Below are 16097 nucleotides of genomic sequence, written 5' to 3' on the forward strand. Positions count from 1 at the left end.
CGTCAGCCTCCGGCCGGTGTCAGGCGAGCAGGGTCAGGCGAGCAGGGTCAGGCGAGCAGCCCCGCGGCGAGGGCCGGTGCGAGCGCGGGCGCGAGCGGTAGCCGCGGGATGAGGGTCGCCTGCACCGCGTGGTAGATGTCGGCCTTGCCCGCCCACACGGTGCGCGAGACCTCGTTGTCGGTGCCGAGCTCGTGCCACCACGAGCCGCCCTCGCGGTCCAGGTGGTGCGCACCGACGTACTCCCACCACGTCGTGTACCAGGCGTCGAAACGGGCCTCACCCGTCGCGGCGTGCAGCGCGGCGGCCGCCGAGACGGCCTCGGCCGCGACCCAGTGCATGCGCTCACGCACCACGGGGGCGCCGGCCCAGTCGACCGTGTAGACGAAACCGGGCGCGCCGTCGACGTGCCACCCCTCGACGACGCCCGCGTCGAACAGCTGCGTCGCGTCCTCGACCATCCAGTCCGGCGCCGCGTCGCCGCGCGCGAGCAGGGCCGCCCGGACGTGCAGCGTCAGACGGGCCCACTCGAACGAGTGGCCGATCGTCGCGCCGTACGGCCGGAACGGGTGCGCGGGCGCGTCGGCGTTGTACTCGAGCAGCGGGTTCCACGCGGAGTCGAAGTGCTCGGGGATGCGCCAGCCGTTGCCGCGCGCGAAGCCGTGCACCACGCGCTCGACGATCCGCGCGGCGCGGTCGAGCCAGACCCGCTCGCCGGTGACGTCCGCGGCGGCGAGGTACGCCTCGACCGTGTGCATGTTCGCGTTGACCCCGCGGTACGCGTCGAGCTCGGCGAACGACGCGTCCCACTCCTCGACGACCATGCCCGCCTCGTCGTCCCAGAAGTGCCCGGCGGAGACGGCGAGGGCCGCGTCCAGCAGGGCGCGCGCACCCGGGCGGCCGGCGGCCGTGGCGGACGCCGCGGCGAGCACGACGAACGCGTGCGGGTAGGCGGCCTTCGTCGCCGTCACGGGGACACCGTCGCGCGCGACCTCCGCGAACCAGCCGCCGTGCTCGTCGTCGGCGAACACCTGCGCGAGCGCGGCCAGCCCGTGGTCGACCACCGCGGCCGAGCCCGGACGGCCCAGGAGGTGACCGAGCGCGTAGACGTGCGTCATGCGGCACGCGATCCACAGCTCCCACGGGCCGTCGGCGGGCCGTCCCGCGTCGTCCTGCCGCGCGAACGCGCCACCGGGGACCACCGACCCGCGCCCGAACGCCAGCAGCCGGTCCGTCTCCTGCTCCAGCCACCGGGCGTGCGACGGCGTGCTCAGCCAAGGCATGCGCTCACCCTAGCCGCCGAGGTCACGTGCGCCGCGGCCTGGTCGACGTCACCGTGTTCGGCGAGAATGCGACGGTGAGCGACGAGCAGAGCGGCCCCGGCACACGTGACCCGCGCATCCTCGTCGTCCCGCCGGACGGCGTGGGCGAACCGAGTGACGAGCCCGTCGGCGCGAGCGACGACGAGGACATCCGCGGCATGGTCGCGCAGCCCGCGAAGGTCATGCGGATCGGCACGATGGTCAAGCAGCTGCTCGACGAGGTGCGCAGCGCACCGCTCGACGACGCCGCCCGGGCCCGGCTCGCCGAGGTGCACGAACGCTCGCTGCACGAGCTCGAGCAGGGCCTGTCCCCCGAGCTGATCGAGGAGCTGCACCGCATCACGCTCCCGTTCACCGAGGACGCCACGCCGTCCGACGCCGAGCTGCGGATCGCCCAGGCGCAGCTCGTCGGCTGGCTCGAAGGCCTGTTCCACGGCATCCAGACCGCGCTCGTCGCCCAGCAGATGGCGACGCAGGCGCAGCTCAGCCAGATGCGCCGCGCCCTGCCCCCGGGCGCGATCCACGCGCCCGGCCTGTCCCCGGACGCCCGCGCGATGGACGCGCGCTCCTCCGACGAACCGGGGGGGACCGGGCAGTACCTCTAGGGCTCGGCCCGGAGGGCTCAGGCCGGCGGCGGGGCCTCGCGGTCGGCGTCCGTGGTGCGCGCGGTCAGCGCGATCGCTCCCGAGACGAGCACCAGCCCGACGACCTCGACGCCGTGCGGCACCTGCTGCAGCATCACGGCGCCCACCACCGCCGCGGTCGCGGGCAGCAGCGCGAGCAGCACCGCGAAGGTGGCCGGTCGCACGCGCCGCAGCACCACCTGCTCGATCCCGTACGGCACCACCGACGACAGCAGTGCGACGAGCACGACGAGCACCGCGAGCCGCGCGTCGGTCAGCACCGGGCCCGCGTCGCGCGCGAGGAACGGCGCGAGCACGAGCGCACCGGCGGCCATCGCGACGCCGAGCCCGGTGAGCCCGCCGGTCGGCGCGGTCGCCACGCGGCGCCCGAGCACGATGTACAGCGCCCAGCACGTCGCGGCCACGGCGATCGCGACCAGCCCGCGCACGGCCTCGTCGCCGAGATGCAGGCTCACGCCCGCGAGCAGCACGACACCGCTCGCCGCCACGACGATCGCCGCCCGGTCGCGCCACCCGCTGCCGGTGATCGCCGCGACCGCGACCGGCCCGGCGAACTCGAGCGCGACCGCCGTGCCGAGCGGCAGCGTGTCGAGCGCGACGTAGAACGCCACGTTCATCACCGCGAGCACCACGCCGAACAGCGCAGCGGTCCGCAGCGCGGGTCGCGTCCACCGGCCGCGCGAGCCCCACGGGCGGGTCCAGAGCACGAGCACGAGCGCGGCGATCGCGACGCGCAGCCACGCGACGGTGCCCGGACCCATCCGGTCGAACAGGTCGACCGCGACCGCGGCCCCGACGTACTGCGCGATCGCCGAGACGACGAACAGCAGCGGGGCGGGCACGCCGTCAGGCTAGCCCGCCCCGCCGCGTCGGCCGGTCCGCCGGCTCACCCCTTGACGGAGCCCGCCAGCAGGCCGCGCACGAAGTAGCGCTGCAGGGACAGGAACACGATCGCGGGGATGATGATCGACACGAACGCGCCTGCCGAGAGCAGGAACCACTGCGACCCGCGCGTCCCGGTGAGGTTGAGCAGCGCGACGGTCATGGGTGCGAGCTCACGCGACGAGCCCGCGAACGTGAGCGCGACGAGCAGGTCGTTCCACACCCACAGGAACTGGTAGATGCCGAGCGCCGCGATCGCGGGCTTGAGCATCGGCAGCATGAGGCGGAAGAAGATCGTCACGTGCCCGGCGCCGTCCACGCGCGCCGCCTCGATGAGCTCGCCCGGGATCTCCTGCATGAAGTTGTGCAGCAGGAACACCGCGAGCGGGAGCCCGAACATGGTGTGCGACAGCCACACCGCCCAGAACGTGCCGGCGATGTTGATGTCGACGTACAGGCTGAGCAGCGGGATGAGCGTGACCTGGATCGGCACGACCTGCAGCGCGAACACCGCGATGAACAGGACGTTCTTGCCGCGGAAGTTCATCCACGCGAACGCGTAGGCCGCGAGCGTCGCCAGGAACATCGGCAGCACGACCGCGGGGATCGTGATGACGATCGAGTTCACGATCGAGGGCGCCAGGGACTGCGAGCTCTCCGTCGAGAGCACGGTCTGGTAGTTCTCGAGCGTGAAGTTCGGGTTGGTCAGGACCGTCCACCAACCGCTGTTGTTGATGTCCGCCACGGGGCGGAACGACGTGACCAGCAGGCCGAACGTCGGGATGGTCCACAGCACCGCGAGGATGACCGCGAACAGCGACGCCCACGGCTTGGACAGGCGGCGACGCGCAGCCGCCGCGGTGCCCTCGGCGCCGGGCTTGACGGGTCCGCCGACGGTCGCGGTGTCGATCTGCACGGCGCTCATCGGTTCGCCTTCCGCAGGTGGTGCACGTTGTAGACGATGATCGGGACGACGAGCACGAACAGCAGCACCGCGAGCGCGGCACCCAGCCCCTGGTTCCCGGCGCTGAAGCTCTGCGTGTAGAACTCGTTCGCCACGACCGACGTGCCGTACCGCCCGGCGGTCATGGTCCGGACGATGTCGAAGACCTTCAGGCAGCCGATCGCGATCGTCGTCAGGACGACGATGAGCGTGGGCCGGATGCTCGGAACGGTCACGAACCGGAACAGCTGTGTCGAGCTCACGCCGTCGAGCCGCGCCGCCTCGGTGATCTCGGTCGGGATGGCCTTGATCGCCGCGGACAGGATCGTCATCGCGAACCCCGCCTGGATCCAGATCATCACGGCGATGAGGAAGAAGTTGTTCCAGGGGCTGTTGAGCAGGAAGTTCTGTGGCGACCCGCCGAGCCACACGATGATCTGGTTGATGAACCCGATCTGGTTCGGGTTGTTCTCGACCGACGGGTCGTAGAACCGGTACTCGTACATGAACTTCCAGATGATCGACGCGCCGACGAACGAGATGGCCATCGGCAGGAAGATCAGCGCCTTCGCGGCGGCCTCACCCTTGGCGCCGTCGACGAGGATCGCGTAGATCAGCCCGACGACCGTGGCGACGAACGGCGTGACGAGCACCCACAGCACGGTGTTGCGCAGCACGACGAGCTGCTCGCCCGAGGTGAAGATGTCGGTGTAGTTCCCGAGCCCGATGAAGGCCGTCCCGGCGGCGTCGTAGAACGAGCGCCACACGGTCCGCAGTGCGGGGTAGACGAGCCCGATCGCGATGAGCAGGATCGTCGGCCCGATGAACCACCAGGCGACGCGCCGCGCGCCGCGGCGTTCGAGCAGGTGGACGACGAGCAGGATCACGCCGATGACGACGGCGAACGCGACGAGCGCGACCACCATCCCCACCAGCTTGTCGGCGGCTTCCATGGCACCTCCCGGCAGGAGCAGGGGACGAGCGGGACGGCTGGGTGCAGACCGGTGCCCCGGGGGCGGTCCACCCCCGGGGCACCGAGCTCAGGTCACGGCCAGGCAGCCTCGATCTTGTCGAGCGTGTCCTTGGTCGACTGACCGGTGATCCAGCTCGTCGCCTCCTTCCAGAACGCGTTCGAGCCGACCGCGGCGGGCATCATGTCCGAGCCGTCGAAGCGGAACACCGCGTTCGGGTCGAGCAGGATGTCGGCCGAGAGCTTGTCGATCGGGTTCGTCAGGATGGACGCGTCCAGGCCCTTGTTGGCCGTGATCCAGCCACCGTTGGTGCGGTCGACGCTGGCCTGCGCCTTGAGGTTCGCCCACGTGTCGGTGCTCCAGAACTCGAGCAGCGCCTGCACCTCGGGACGGTCGGCGAACGCGGTGACGAACTCACCGGCACCCAGGACGGGCTTGTCCGACGTCGTCTTGCCCGGCAGGTAGAACGCGAAGATCTGGCCGTTCTCGGAGATGTCCGTGCCCTGCGGGAAGTTCGCGGCGTAGAAGCTCGCCATGCGGTGCAGCGAGCACTGGCCGTCGAGGATCGGCAGGCCGCCGTCCTGGAACGCGGTCGTGGCGATCGACGAGACGTCGCCGAACCCGCCGTTCACGTACTCCGGGTTCTTCAGGTACTCGCCGACTCCGTCGAGCGCCTTCGTCGGGACCTCGGAGTTGAACGGGATCTCGTGGCTGACCCACTGGTCGTACACGTCGGCGCCGCCCTCGCGCAGGACGAAGTCCTCCATCCAGTCGGTGACCGGCCAGCCGGTGGCGGCGTCGGACGCGATGCCCGCGCACCACGGCTTGTGACCGGAGTCGGCGGCGATGGTGTCGGAGAGCGTCTTGAGCTCGTCGAGGGTCGTCGGGACCTTCCAGCCGTTCGACTCGAACTCCTGCGGCGAGTACCAGACGAGCGACTTCACGCTCGCCCCGGACGGCGCGGCGTAGAACGTGCCGTCCACGGTGCCGAGCGCCTTCCAGTCCTCGCCCCAGAACTCGTCGACGTTCGCGGCGACGCCGGCCGGCGCCTCCTTGACGGTGCCGGTTGCGACGAGCTGGGCGAGCAGGCCCGGCTGCGGCACGATCGCGATGTCCGGCGGGTTGCCCGCCTGCGCGCGCACGAGGATCTGCTGCTCGAACTGCTTGTCGGCCTGGTAGTCGACCTTCGCGCCCGTGCACTCCTCGAACGGCACGAACGAGTCCTTGTAGGGCTGGTCCTCGGGGTCGACGATGCCCGCGTAGATCGTGATGGTCTTGCCCTTGAGGTCGCCGTACGACTCGTAGGCGGCGCAGTCGGCGCTCGCCGTCGAGCCGCCACCCCCGTCGCCGTCCCCGTCACCGCCGTCGTTCGACGAGCAGGCGGTCAGGACCAGTGCGAGGGTCGCAGCCGAGGCCGCGACCAGGGTGTACCGACGCTTGCGCATGCCGTTCATGAGACCTCCGTGTCGTCATGGCCGCACCCGCGGACGTCCACGTCCGCGTGCCATCCCCACGATGCAATCCGTTACAGAAATCCCCCGCAACCCGAAAGACGGGACAAAGCGGTCACGGTTGCGTCACGAATCGGCAGTCATGGCGCGCCGCCCCTCGGCGGGCACCGCGAGGGCGTTCGCCGAGGTCGCGGCGGCTAGACCAGGAGGCCGCGCAGGATGGTCAGGGCACCGTCGTCGTCGATCGTCCCGGTCACCTCGTCGGCCACCGCGCGGACGCGCTCGGAGGCGTGACCCATCGCGACGCCGCGCGCGGCCCACTCGAGCATCTGCAGGTCGTTGCCACCGTCGCCGATCGCGAGCGTCGCGAACGGCTCCACCCCCAGGCGCCGGCGCACCTCCTCGAGCGCGCTCGCCTTGGACACCCCGCCCGGCGTCAGGTCCAGCCACGCGGTCCAGCCGACCGCGTACTCGACCTCGTGCAGGCCGACGCGCTCGACGAGCGCGTGGAACTCGTCGGGGCTCGCGCCGGGGGCGCGGATGACGACGCGCGTCGCGGGCGTCGCCGCCAGCTCGTCGAACCCGACGACGTCCATCTCGCCGCTCAGCTCACCGGTGGGGAACAGGTCGGAGACGCGGAACCCCACGCCGAGGTCCTCGACCGCGTACAGCGCGTCGGGCAGCTCCATCGCGATCGCGCGCAGCGCCGGGCCGGGGTCGAACGTCACGGTGTCGACGATCGCGAAGCCCGCGGGCTCGTCGGCGTCGAGGCGGGCCGTCACGGCACCGTTCGAGCACACGAGCCAGCCCTCGGTCAGGCCGAGGTCACGCGCGACCGGCGCCGCGGAGTGCACCCCGCGGCCGGTCGCCAGGACCACGTGCACACCCGCGGCGACGAGGTCGCCGATCGCCTCCCGGACGTCGTCGGAGACGACACCGTCGTAGGACATGAGCGTCCCGTCGACGTCGAGCGCGACCAGGCGGGTGCGACTCATCAGGGCTCCAGTACCTCGAGGCCGCCCAGGTAGGGCCGCAGCCCCACCGGGACGTGCACCGATCCGTCGGCCTGCTGGTGGTTCTCGAGGATCGCGACGATCCACCGGGTCGTGGCCAGCGTGCCGTTGAGCGTGGCGACCGTGCGCACCTGACCGTCGGCGGTGCGCTCGCGCACCCCCAGGCGGCGCGCCTGGAACGTCGTGCAGTTCGAGGTCGACGTCAGCTCGAGGTAGCGCTCCTGGCTGGGCAGCCACGCCTCGCAGTCGAACTTGCGCGCCGCGCTGCTGCCCAGGTCCCCCGCGGCCGTGTCGATCACGCGGAACGGCAGCTCGGCGAGCGCGAGCATCTCCTTCTCCCAGGCCAGGATCCGGCGGTGCTCGGCGCGGGCGTCCTCGACGGTCGTGTACGAGAACGCCTCGACCTTGTGGAACTGGTGCACGCGGATGATCCCGCGCGTGTCCTTGCCGTACGAGCCGGCCTCGCGCCGGTAGCACGCGCTCCACCCGGCGTAGCGCTTGGGGCCCGCCGACAGGTCGAGGATCTCGCCCGAGTGGTAGCCCGCGAGCGCGACCTCGCTGGTCCCGACGAGGTACAGGTCGTCGGCCTCGAGGCGGTACACCTCGTCGGCGTGGGCCCCCAGGAACCCGGTGCCCGCCATGACCTCGGGCTTGACCAGCGTGGGCGTGATGACCGGCGTGAACCCGGCCGCGAGCGCCTTGTCGACCGCCGCGTTCAGCAGCGCGAGCTCGAGGCGCGCGCCGACCCCGGTCAGGTAGTAGAACCGCGCACCCGAGACCTTGGCACCGCGCTCGGTGTCGATCGCGCGCAGCCCCTCACCGAGCTCCAGATGGTCCTTGACCACGAAGTCCGGCCCGTACTCGGCCGCGAAGTCGCGCGGCGTGCCCACGTGCTCGAGCACGACGAAGTCGTCCTCGCCGCCCGCCGGGACGCCCTCCTCGACGACGTTGCCGATCCGGCGCGCGAGCTCGTCCGCCCTCGCCTGCGCGGCGTCGGCCTCGACCTGCAGCGCCTTGACGCGGTCCGCGACCTGCTTGGCGTGCGCGAGCAGCGCGTGCTTCTCGTCGCCCGTCGCCTGCGCGACCTTCTTGCCGTGCGCCTTCTGCTCGGCACGCAGCGACTCGAACTCCGTCAGCGCGGAACGCCGGCGTGCGTCGGCGTCCAGGACCTCGTCGACGAGGCCGGGGTCGTCCCCACGGGTCACCTGGCTGGCGCGCACGGTGTCGGGGTCGTCGCGCAGGAGCTTGAGATCGATCACCCTTGAAGGCTACCGACCCGGCCGCTCCACCCTGAACCTGAATGAGCGCGAGCGACCGCCGTCGCGGGGTGAAGGTGCGCCGTGGCGGCGCGCCCGCACGAACCCCCTCGACATTCCACGCGACCAGGGGCGATGCGCTGGGTAGGTTGCGCATGTGAGGTGGGAGGCCTGGGTCGCGGTCGTCGCCGGTGTCCTGGCGGTGGCCGCACTCGTCGTGGCCGCCGTCGTCGGGATCCGCCAGCGCGAGCTGCGCCGTCGGCTCGAGGCCTCGAGCGTCGCGAGCAGCCCGCGCGCGCAGTCGCTCGGGCGCGAGGTGCGTGAGCGCGGGCAGCAGCTCGCGTTCGTCGCGAACCCGACCAAGCAGGACGTGCCCGCGCTGCGCGAGGCCATCGAGCGCGCCGCCGACGAGCAGGACCTCCCGCAGCCGTTGTGGTTCGAGACGAGCGTCGAGGACCCCGGTGTGGGGCAGGCCAAGCAGGCGCTCGCGCAGGGCGCCGACGTCGTCGTGGCCGTCGGCGGGGACGGGACCGTGCGCGCGGTCGCCTCGGCCCTCGTCGGCACCGGTGTGCCGATGGGGCTCATGCCGCTCGGCACCGGCAACCTCCTGGCGCGCAACCTCGACATCCCGCTCGGCAACGCGCTGTCCGCGCTCGAGGTCGCGCTCGGCGGCCGCGACCGCACGATCGACGTCGGCTGGCTCAGGGTGGTCCACGCCGCGCACCTGACCGAGAGCGACGGCGTGCACGCCCGCACGAACGACGAGCACCTCTTCCTCGTGATCGCCGGGCTCGGCTTCGATGCCGCGATGGTCGCGGACGCCGACGACGACCTCAAGGCACGCGTCGGGTGGATCGCGTACTTCGTCGCCGGGATCAAGCACCTGCACGGCCGTCGCACACGCGTGCACGTCCGGATCGACGACTCCCCCGCCACGTCCACACGCCTGCGCAGCCTGCTCATCGGCAACTGCGGCAAGCTCCCGGGCGGCCTGACGCTCCTGCCCGACGCCGTGGTCGACGACGGGTGGCTCGACGTCGCCGCGATCGACACCCGCGGCGGTGTCGCGGGCTGGGCACAGCTGTTCGGCGAGGTCGTGCTCCAGGGGGTCGGGGTCAAGGGGATGCCGCGGGGTGTCGGGCGCATCGACCACACGCGGGCCCGCGAGATCCGCGTCGTCGTCACGGGCGGTGAGCACGCGCAGGTGGACGGCGAGGTCATCGGCCGCGTCACCGAGGTCGCGGCGCGGGTCGACCCCGGCGCCCTCGTCGTCCGGGTGCCCCGCACGGAACGCTGAGCCCGGCCGGCACGGCGCGCGGGGCCCACCGGCGCGGCACGCCGACGTGACGCAGCCCGCCTGGTCCCCGGGACGTGGGTCCCTCATGCGGTCCCGTGTGCGTGCATACGCTCGATCGACCAGCACTGCGACGCGCAGGAGGCATCGTGCCTGTCCCCACCCAGACCGCGGCGGTCGAGTCCGGACGGCTGCTCCTCGCGGACGTCGTCTACGAGCGGCTCATGTCGGTCATCGTCAGCGGCGAGCTCGCACCGGGCGAGGTCGTCCGCGAGGAAGAGATCGGCGCCTGGCTGTCCGTGTCACGCACCCCCGTGCGGGACGCGATGCGTCGGCTCGGCGACCAGGGCCTGCTCTCGTACCAGCCGAACCGCGGCTCGCGCGTCGCGCCGCTGGACCCGCGGCACCTCGAGGAGGTCCTCGACGTCGTCGCGACCCTCTCCGGCAAGGCGGCCGCGCGCGTGGCCCCCGACCTCGGCGCGGCGGACCTCGCGATGGTCGAGGCGCACCTCGACGAGGCGGCCAAGGCGCACGCCAACGGCGAGGGCATCGCGCGCGCGGTCGAGCTCGACGCCGCGCTCGACGTGCTCCTGGCCCGTGCCGGCAACCGTGTGCTCACGCGCACGGTCGTCGGGATGCGGCCGCACGTGGACCGGCTGCTGGGCCTGCTGCCCGGCTGGCCCGAGGCGACGCTCGTCGAGGAGCGGACCACCGCGCTGGTCGACGCGCTGCGCTCGCGCGACCCGGGGACCGCGGGCGACGCGGTGCACGACCTGGTCCTCGAGCTGGGTCACACGCTCATGGCCGAGGCCGTGCGGCGCGGGCTGGCGTCCTGAGCGGCCAGCCCTCCCGCTGACCGACGGTCAGGACGTGCGGCCGGTGCGCACCTCGTCGAGCCACGCGCGGGCGGCGACGAAGTCCGTGTCGCTCGTGCCGACGTGCACGGTGGGCCGGACCGCGTCGGCGCGCGGGTAGGAGCCCAGGAAGCGCACGTACGGGCAGCGCCGGTGCAGGCCCATGAGCGCCTCGCCCACGCGCTCGTCGGTCACGTGACCCTCGGCGTCGATCGAGAACGAGTACCGGCCGAGCGCGTCGCCGATCGGGCGGGACTCGATGCGCGAGAGGTTCACCCCGCGCGTCGCGAACTGCTCGAGCATCGCGAGCAGCGCACCGGCCTCGTTGTCGGGCAGGTGCACGACGAGCGTCGTCTTGTCCGCGCCCGTGGGCGGCGGGATCTGCCCGGGGTGCCCGACGACGACGAACCGCGTGACCGCCGAGACGTTGTCCGCGACCTCGTGCGCGAGCGGCGTCAGGCCGTAGGTGTCCACCGCGGGCGGCGGGACGAGCGCGGCGTCGAAGCCCAGGTCGGCGGTCGCTCCCTGCGCGGCGGCCTCGGCGAGCAGCGCCGCGGGGGCCGTGTTGGAGGTCGCCGGCACGTGCACGACGCCCGGCAGGTGGTGCGCGAGCCAGCGCCGGCACTGCACCCACGCGTGCGGGTGCGCGGAGATGCGCCGCACGTCGCCGAGCGCCACGCCCGGCGCCGCGGCGAGCGTGAACTGCACCGGGACGAGCACCTCGCGCAGCAGGACGAGCGGGGTGCCGGCAGCGAGGCTGTCGAGCGTCGCGGTCACGCCGCCCTCGACGGTCGACTCGATCGCGACGACCGCGTGGTCGGCCACGCCCTCACGCACGGCGTCGATCGCGGACGCGACGTCGACCTGCGGCAGGTAGACCGCCTCGTCGGGCGAGGCGACCTGACGCAGCGCGGCCTCCGTGAACGTGCCGGCGGGGCCGAGGTAGGCGTAGCGCAGGGGGCGGTGCCGGTCGTCTTCAGGCTGGCTCGTGGACATCGGGGCCGTCCGGTCGGGGTGCGGTGAGGTCGTGCCGGGTCTCGGTGAGGTCGTGCTCGGCAGGGTAGTCGTCCACGACGGCGCGCAGCCCGAGCGTCCCGAGCAGCGGCACAGCCGCCACCAGGATCACCGTGGCGATCCGCACGCCGTAGTCGTTGACCAGCCCGCCCGCGACGGCCGCGATGAGCAGCCCGACGACCACGGGCCGCGCGGGCGGCCAGCGCCGCTCCAGCAGCTCCCACGCCGGGACGCGCACGCGCGAGCGCGGCCACAGCACGACGACGACGCCCACGACGATCGCGAGCGTCAGCACCGCGACCCACCCGCTCGTCACGGTGTCCGCCGCGTACCCGAGCTTGCGCGCGACCGTCTCCCACGCCGAGCCGTCCACGACGCGCTGCACGAACACCCCCAGGTGCGTGCGCTCCGCGGCGGGCCGCAGCCAGTCGACCACCGCGATGCCCCCGACGAGCACCACGCCCGCGACACCCGCGACGAGCAGCCGCTGCCACGTCACGCGCACGCCCGCGACCCCGAGCACCACGACGAGCCCGGCGGGGACGAGCACGAGCCCGCCGCCGACGTCCGCCCCGAGCGCGGGCCACAGGTCCACGACGAGGGCGACGAGGCAGACGAGCCCCGCGACGGCCGTGCCGAGCAGCCGCCGGCCGCGCCGCACGAGCGCCCAGCCGAGGATCGCCGCCGTGACGAGTGCGGCGACCACGTAGAAGGAGTACGTCGGGTTGCCGAAGCCGTAGAACCGCCCGCCGAGCGTCACGGCGGGCCCCTGCGGGCTGCCGCGGTGCAGCGGGGTGCCGAGCACCGCGTCGAGCGTGAGGACCACGAACGTGATGCCGGCGATCAGTCCCGGGCCGAGCGTGAGCGGCCGCCGCGGGGCGAGCGCCGCGACGCCTGCGACCGCCGCCGTGCCCGCGGCCAGGCCGAGCCACAGGTTGCGGTCGGGGTCCGCGAACCGCCACCACGACGTCGTCGTCATGAGGAACAGCCCCACCGGGAGCGCCGCGAGCGTGAGGAGCACCGCGTCGGCCACGCGGCGCAGCCGCTCCGCGAGCGCCGGGCGGCTGCGCGCGAGGCGCGGTCCGGCGACCGCCGCGACGGCCACCACGAGCAGCGCGAGCAGCGGCGGCGGCGTGGTGACGGGCGAGGACGTGCCGCGCAGCGCCTGGTCCCGCGCGGAGAGGTCGGCGAGCTGGCGCACGGTCGTCGCGACCGCCGCCGGCCGGTCCGCGCCGACCCGCACGGGCGAGCCCGCGAAGTCGTCGGAGACGGGTGCGTCCACGTGGCCGAGCAGCGCGACCGGCACGTCGAGGAGCCGGAACACCCCGACCCAGCGGGTCGACGCGCTGCCGAGGAAGCCCGCGCCCGTGTCCGGGTCGCCGATGCCGATGCCGAGCGCCGCCGGGCCGCGCTGCGCGCGCCCGGTGTCGACCACGAGCACCGTGGCGTCGTCGGGCGCGGCGCGCAGCACGCGTGCGACCGTGCGGTCCACCGCGCGCATCGCCTCGAGCTCCGCCTCCTCGCCGAGCACGTCCCGCAGCACGGGCTCGACCACGGCCGAGCCCGCGTCCACGATCGTCGTCGGGCAGGAGAACGCGTCGGTCGGGTCCGCGAGCGCGGCGTCGAGCGTGCGGTAGCGCGCGATCGTGCCGTCGAGGTCCGCGAGCGCGAGGGCCGCACCCTGCCCGACGGCCGTGCTGCACGTCCCGGACGCGGCCAGGCCGGCGCCGAGCGCACCGAGGCGCGGACGGAACTCCGAGCGTCGCTGCAGCGCGACGAGGTCGTCCCAGCGCTGCACGGTCGCGCCGCCCGCGGCGTCGGGCGCGACGGACCAGTCGGCGCACGACCACTGCCCGCCCTGCGTGCTCCCCGCGACCGGTGCGCGGCCCGAGGACAGCGCGAGCCACCCGCCCGACGCGCACCACGCGTTGCGCCCCGACGCACCGGGGGTGACGCCGCCCGCGGGTGCGCCGTCGCGCAGCAGACCCCACAGCGTGGGGGTCTGGACGCGGTCGACGGCGGACCAGTCGACGCCCGTCGTCCCGACGAGCACGACAGGGCGCTCGGCGGGCATCGCGGTGGTCCCCGTACCCGTCGTCACGTCCCCCGCGACCGCGGCGGGCAGCGGCACGACGACGGTGGCGAGCAGGAGCGTGGCGAGCAGGCCGCCGCCCGTCGCGAGGATCACCGCGGGCATGCGGTGCAGCGGGGCGCGCACGGGCGCGGGCTCGTCGGCCAGGTGCGCCCAGCGGTGCTGCAGCAGCGACCCGAGCAGCAGGACGCCCGCGACGGCGAGCACCGCGGACGCGACCACGACGCCCGAGTCGTTGAGCAGCGAGCCCAGGACCGCGGCGACGACGACCGCGAGCAGCGTGCGGCGCAGCCCCGGCCAGGTCGTGTAGAGCCCGCGCAGCACGGGCGGGCGCCAGCGGTCCGGCCCGACGAGCACCGCGCACACCGCGAGGCACACGACCGCCGCGACCATGCCGATCGGCTCGGCGACGGTCGCCCACGCGCCCGCGGCCTTGCCCGCGACCACGCCGAACGCGTCGCCGTCGAGGACCCGCTGCACGAACTGGCCCAGGTGCGAGCCCCGGCCCGGCCGCGCCCAGTCGACCACCGAGACGACCGCGACGAGCGCGACGGCCACGCCGAGGTACGCCAGGACGCGTCGGACGCCGATGACCCCGCCCGCGACGCCGACGAGCAGCACCGCGAACGCGGGTACGAGCGCGAGCACGCCGCCGAAGTCGGCGCCGAACGCCGGCCAGCCGTCGACGACCACCGAGACGAGCCCGATCACCGCGACCCCGGCGACGGCGAGGCGTCGTCGTCCGCGCTCGAGCGCGTAGGCCGCGAAGCCCGCCGCGAGCACGAGCCCCGCGGCGGCGTACACGCCGAACGTGGTGTTGCCGAAGCCGTAGTAGCGCGCGCCGAGCGTCGAGATGCCGAGCACCGAGCCCTGCTGCAGCACCGTCCCCGTCACGCCGTCGACGGTCACGACCACCCACGTCACGCCCGCCGCGGCGGTCGCCAGGCGCCACCGGCTCACCGGCAGCAGCCGCATGACCCCCCAGGCCACGAGCGCGGTCCCGACCGCGGCCGCACCCCACCACGCGGCGGCGGCGAACATCGGCGCGGGCGAGCCCCACCAGCGCGACAGCGCCGCGAGCTGCGCGCCGACGGGCGTGCACGCCCCCAGCAGCAGGAGCGCGACGGTCAGTCGGCGCAGCGCGGGCACGGGGCGGCGCCCGCGGCGGCGCAGCAGCACCACGGCCGCGAGGACGAGCGCGCACGCCCCGCCGACCACGCCGAGCAGCAGCGGCAGCAGGTGCGGCGCGATCGTCGTCATCTCGGTCAGGTACCGACGGTTCTCGACCGTGCGGTCCGCGGTCATGCGGCGCTCGGCGCTGACCCGCAGCGGTGCGCCGTCGAGCTCGGACGTGTCGGCCCCGGCCGCGTCGACGAGCGTCGCCGACAGGTCGGTGAGCGTGACGATGCCCGTCCGCCGCGTCGAGTCCGACGTCAGCCACCCGACCGTCCCGCCGCCGGCCCGCCACTGCACGACCGCCTGCAGCCCGGTCTCACCCGTGGGGCCGTCGGACGTGCCCGCGACGACGACGCGCGTGCCGGTCTCGACCGCCGCGACGATGCGGCGCAGCTCGTCGTCCAGGAGCGACAGCGCGTCGCGCCGCTCGGCACGGTCGGCGGGCAGGTCACCGCCGTCGACGACCGTGACCGGGCACGCCACGAGCGCCGGGTCGGCCACCTCGCCGAGGTACTCGGCGTACCGCGCGAGGCTGCCCTGCTCGTCGGCCAGCGCGAGCGCGGCGCCCGCGCCGATCGCGGTCGTGCAGCGCTGCGTCGGCGCGATCAGGGTCGCGACCGTCCCCGGCGTGCCGTACGAGCCCGCGGGCACGTCGGCCGAGGGCGGGTCGACCAGGTCGCCCCAGCCGTCCACGGTGGCCGGGCCGGGCAGCGCGTCGTCGGTGCTGATCCCCGGCAGGGGCGGGCAGTCGTCGCCCGTGCCGCCGGTGTCGTCCTGCTCGCCCGACCCGCCCTGCTCGCCCGACCCGTCCTGCGCGGGCGGGACGGTCTGCGGCGACTCGACGGGCGGCACGCGCCGCCCCGCGGAGATCGTGAGCCAGCCGCCGAGCCGGCACATCTGCGCCGCCGACGTGTGCACCGAGATCGACCCGACCGAGCCCTCGTCGACCATGCGCCACAGCGTGGGCGTGCCGGTGCGGTCCACGTCGTCCCAGTGCAGGCCGCCGACGCCGACGAGCACGACCGGACGCGCAGCCGCGATCTCGTCCGTGGGCTCGGCCGCCGCGGCCGACGCCCCGCCGACGACGAGCGCGGTCCCGAGCACGGCGCCGAGCAGCGCGGTCAGGGCACCGCGCGCGGCCCGCAGCCCGCGGCGGGCGCGGGCAGGGCGGAGGGCGGGCACTCGTCC

The 16097-nt window shown here is 74.1% G+C and carries 12 protein-coding genes; 3 read left to right on the plus strand and 9 right to left on the minus strand.

All coding sequences use genetic code 11. The annotated features are described in order from the left end of the window. Positions 1 to 47: 47 nt before the first annotated feature. A complete protein-coding gene (locus tag CGE01nite_RS12940; RefSeq protein ID WP_141371316.1) occupies positions 48 to 1280 on the minus strand; it encodes an AGE family epimerase/isomerase in 1233 nt (410 codons plus the stop codon). 74 nt (positions 1281 to 1354) lie between these two features. Between CGE01nite_RS12940 and CGE01nite_RS12945 the strand changes: the two genes are divergently transcribed. Beyond that, positions 1355 to 1924 (plus strand): bacterial proteasome activator family protein, encoded by a 570-nt coding sequence (locus CGE01nite_RS12945; protein ID WP_048343067.1) that lies wholly within the window; start codon positions 1355 to 1357, stop codon positions 1922 to 1924. Between the two features lie 17 nt (positions 1925 to 1941). Here the strand turns inward: CGE01nite_RS12945 and CGE01nite_RS12950 are convergent, their stop codons facing one another. The 6 genes from CGE01nite_RS12950 to serS form a co-directional block, all read right to left on the minus strand. Next, complete coding sequence (locus CGE01nite_RS12950; RefSeq protein WP_141371317.1) at positions 1942 to 2805, minus strand: EamA family transporter; 864 nt, start codon at positions 2803 to 2805, stop codon at positions 1942 to 1944. A gap of 44 nt (positions 2806 to 2849) precedes the next feature. Beyond that, positions 2850 to 3770 (minus strand): carbohydrate ABC transporter permease, encoded by a 921-nt coding sequence (locus CGE01nite_RS12955; RefSeq protein ID WP_229747302.1) that lies wholly within the window; start codon positions 3768 to 3770, stop codon positions 2850 to 2852. Next, positions 3767 to 4741, minus strand: coding sequence for a carbohydrate ABC transporter permease (locus tag CGE01nite_RS12960; protein WP_048343061.1), 975 nt, complete (start codon positions 4739 to 4741; stop codon positions 3767 to 3769). Before CGE01nite_RS12960 ends, CGE01nite_RS12955 begins: the two co-directional genes overlap by 4 nt. A 92-nt stretch (positions 4742 to 4833) precedes the next feature. Further along, on the minus strand, positions 4834 to 6213 hold the full coding sequence (locus tag CGE01nite_RS12965) for an ABC transporter substrate-binding protein (RefSeq protein WP_048343060.1): 1380 nt from the start codon (positions 6211 to 6213) through the stop codon (positions 4834 to 4836). A 194-nt stretch (positions 6214 to 6407) separates the two neighbouring features. Beyond that, entirely contained in the window at positions 6408 to 7205 is a 798-nt protein-coding gene (locus CGE01nite_RS12970; RefSeq protein WP_141371318.1) for an HAD family hydrolase, read from the minus strand. Then, positions 7205 to 8482 carry a serine--tRNA ligase gene (gene serS / locus CGE01nite_RS12975; protein WP_048343058.1) on the minus strand — a complete coding sequence of 426 codons (1278 nt, stop codon included), beginning with the start codon at positions 8480 to 8482 and terminating at the stop codon, positions 7205 to 7207. The genes CGE01nite_RS12970 and serS overlap by 1 nt, the downstream gene beginning before the upstream one ends. Positions 8483 to 8636: 154 nt before the next feature. Here serS and CGE01nite_RS12980 point away from each other — a divergent pair, with 154 nt between their 5' ends. Further along, positions 8637 to 9776, plus strand: coding sequence for a diacylglycerol/lipid kinase family protein (locus CGE01nite_RS12980; RefSeq protein ID WP_141371319.1), 1140 nt, complete (start codon positions 8637 to 8639; stop codon positions 9774 to 9776). Positions 9777 to 9922: 146 nt separating this feature from the next. Next, positions 9923 to 10609, plus strand: coding sequence for a GntR family transcriptional regulator (locus CGE01nite_RS12985; protein WP_053071653.1), 687 nt, complete (start codon positions 9923 to 9925; stop codon positions 10607 to 10609). A 27-nt stretch (positions 10610 to 10636) separates the two neighbouring features. Here the strand turns inward: CGE01nite_RS12985 and pheA are convergent, their stop codons facing one another. Together pheA and CGE01nite_RS12995 are read right to left on the minus strand one after the other, a co-directional pair. Next, positions 10637 to 11623, minus strand: coding sequence for a prephenate dehydratase (gene pheA / locus CGE01nite_RS12990; RefSeq protein ID WP_048343056.1), 987 nt, complete (start codon positions 11621 to 11623; stop codon positions 10637 to 10639). Next, a complete protein-coding gene (locus CGE01nite_RS12995; protein WP_141371320.1) occupies positions 11604 to 16091 on the minus strand; it encodes a hypothetical protein in 4488 nt (1495 codons plus the stop codon). The genes pheA and CGE01nite_RS12995 overlap by 20 nt, the downstream gene beginning before the upstream one ends. Positions 16092 to 16097: the final 6 nt, after the last annotated feature.

This window comes from Cellulomonas gelida (assembly GCF_006538725.1).
Taxonomy (GTDB): Bacteria; Actinomycetota; Actinomycetes; order Actinomycetales; family Cellulomonadaceae; genus Cellulomonas; species Cellulomonas gelida.

Coding starts and splice junctions, on each gene's coding strand:
- CGE01nite_RS12940 (WP_141371316.1), bottom strand. CDS start 1,280: ATGCCTTGGCTGAGCACGCCGTCGCACGCCCGGTGGCTGGAGCAGGAG.
- CGE01nite_RS12955 (WP_229747302.1), bottom strand. CDS start 3,770: ATGAGCGCCGTGCAGATCGACACCGCGACCGTCGGCGGACCCGTCAAG.
- CGE01nite_RS12960 (WP_048343061.1), bottom strand. CDS start 4,741: ATGGAAGCCGCCGACAAGCTGGTGGGGATGGTGGTCGCGCTCGTCGCG.
- CGE01nite_RS12965 (WP_048343060.1), bottom strand. CDS start 6,213: ATGAACGGCATGCGCAAGCGTCGGTACACCCTGGTCGCGGCCTCGGCT.
- CGE01nite_RS12970 (WP_141371318.1), bottom strand. CDS start 7,205: ATGAGTCGCACCCGCCTGGTCGCGCTCGACGTCGACGGGACGCTCATG.
- pheA (WP_048343056.1), bottom strand. CDS start 11,623: ATGTCCACGAGCCAGCCTGAAGACGACCGGCACCGCCCCCTGCGCTAC.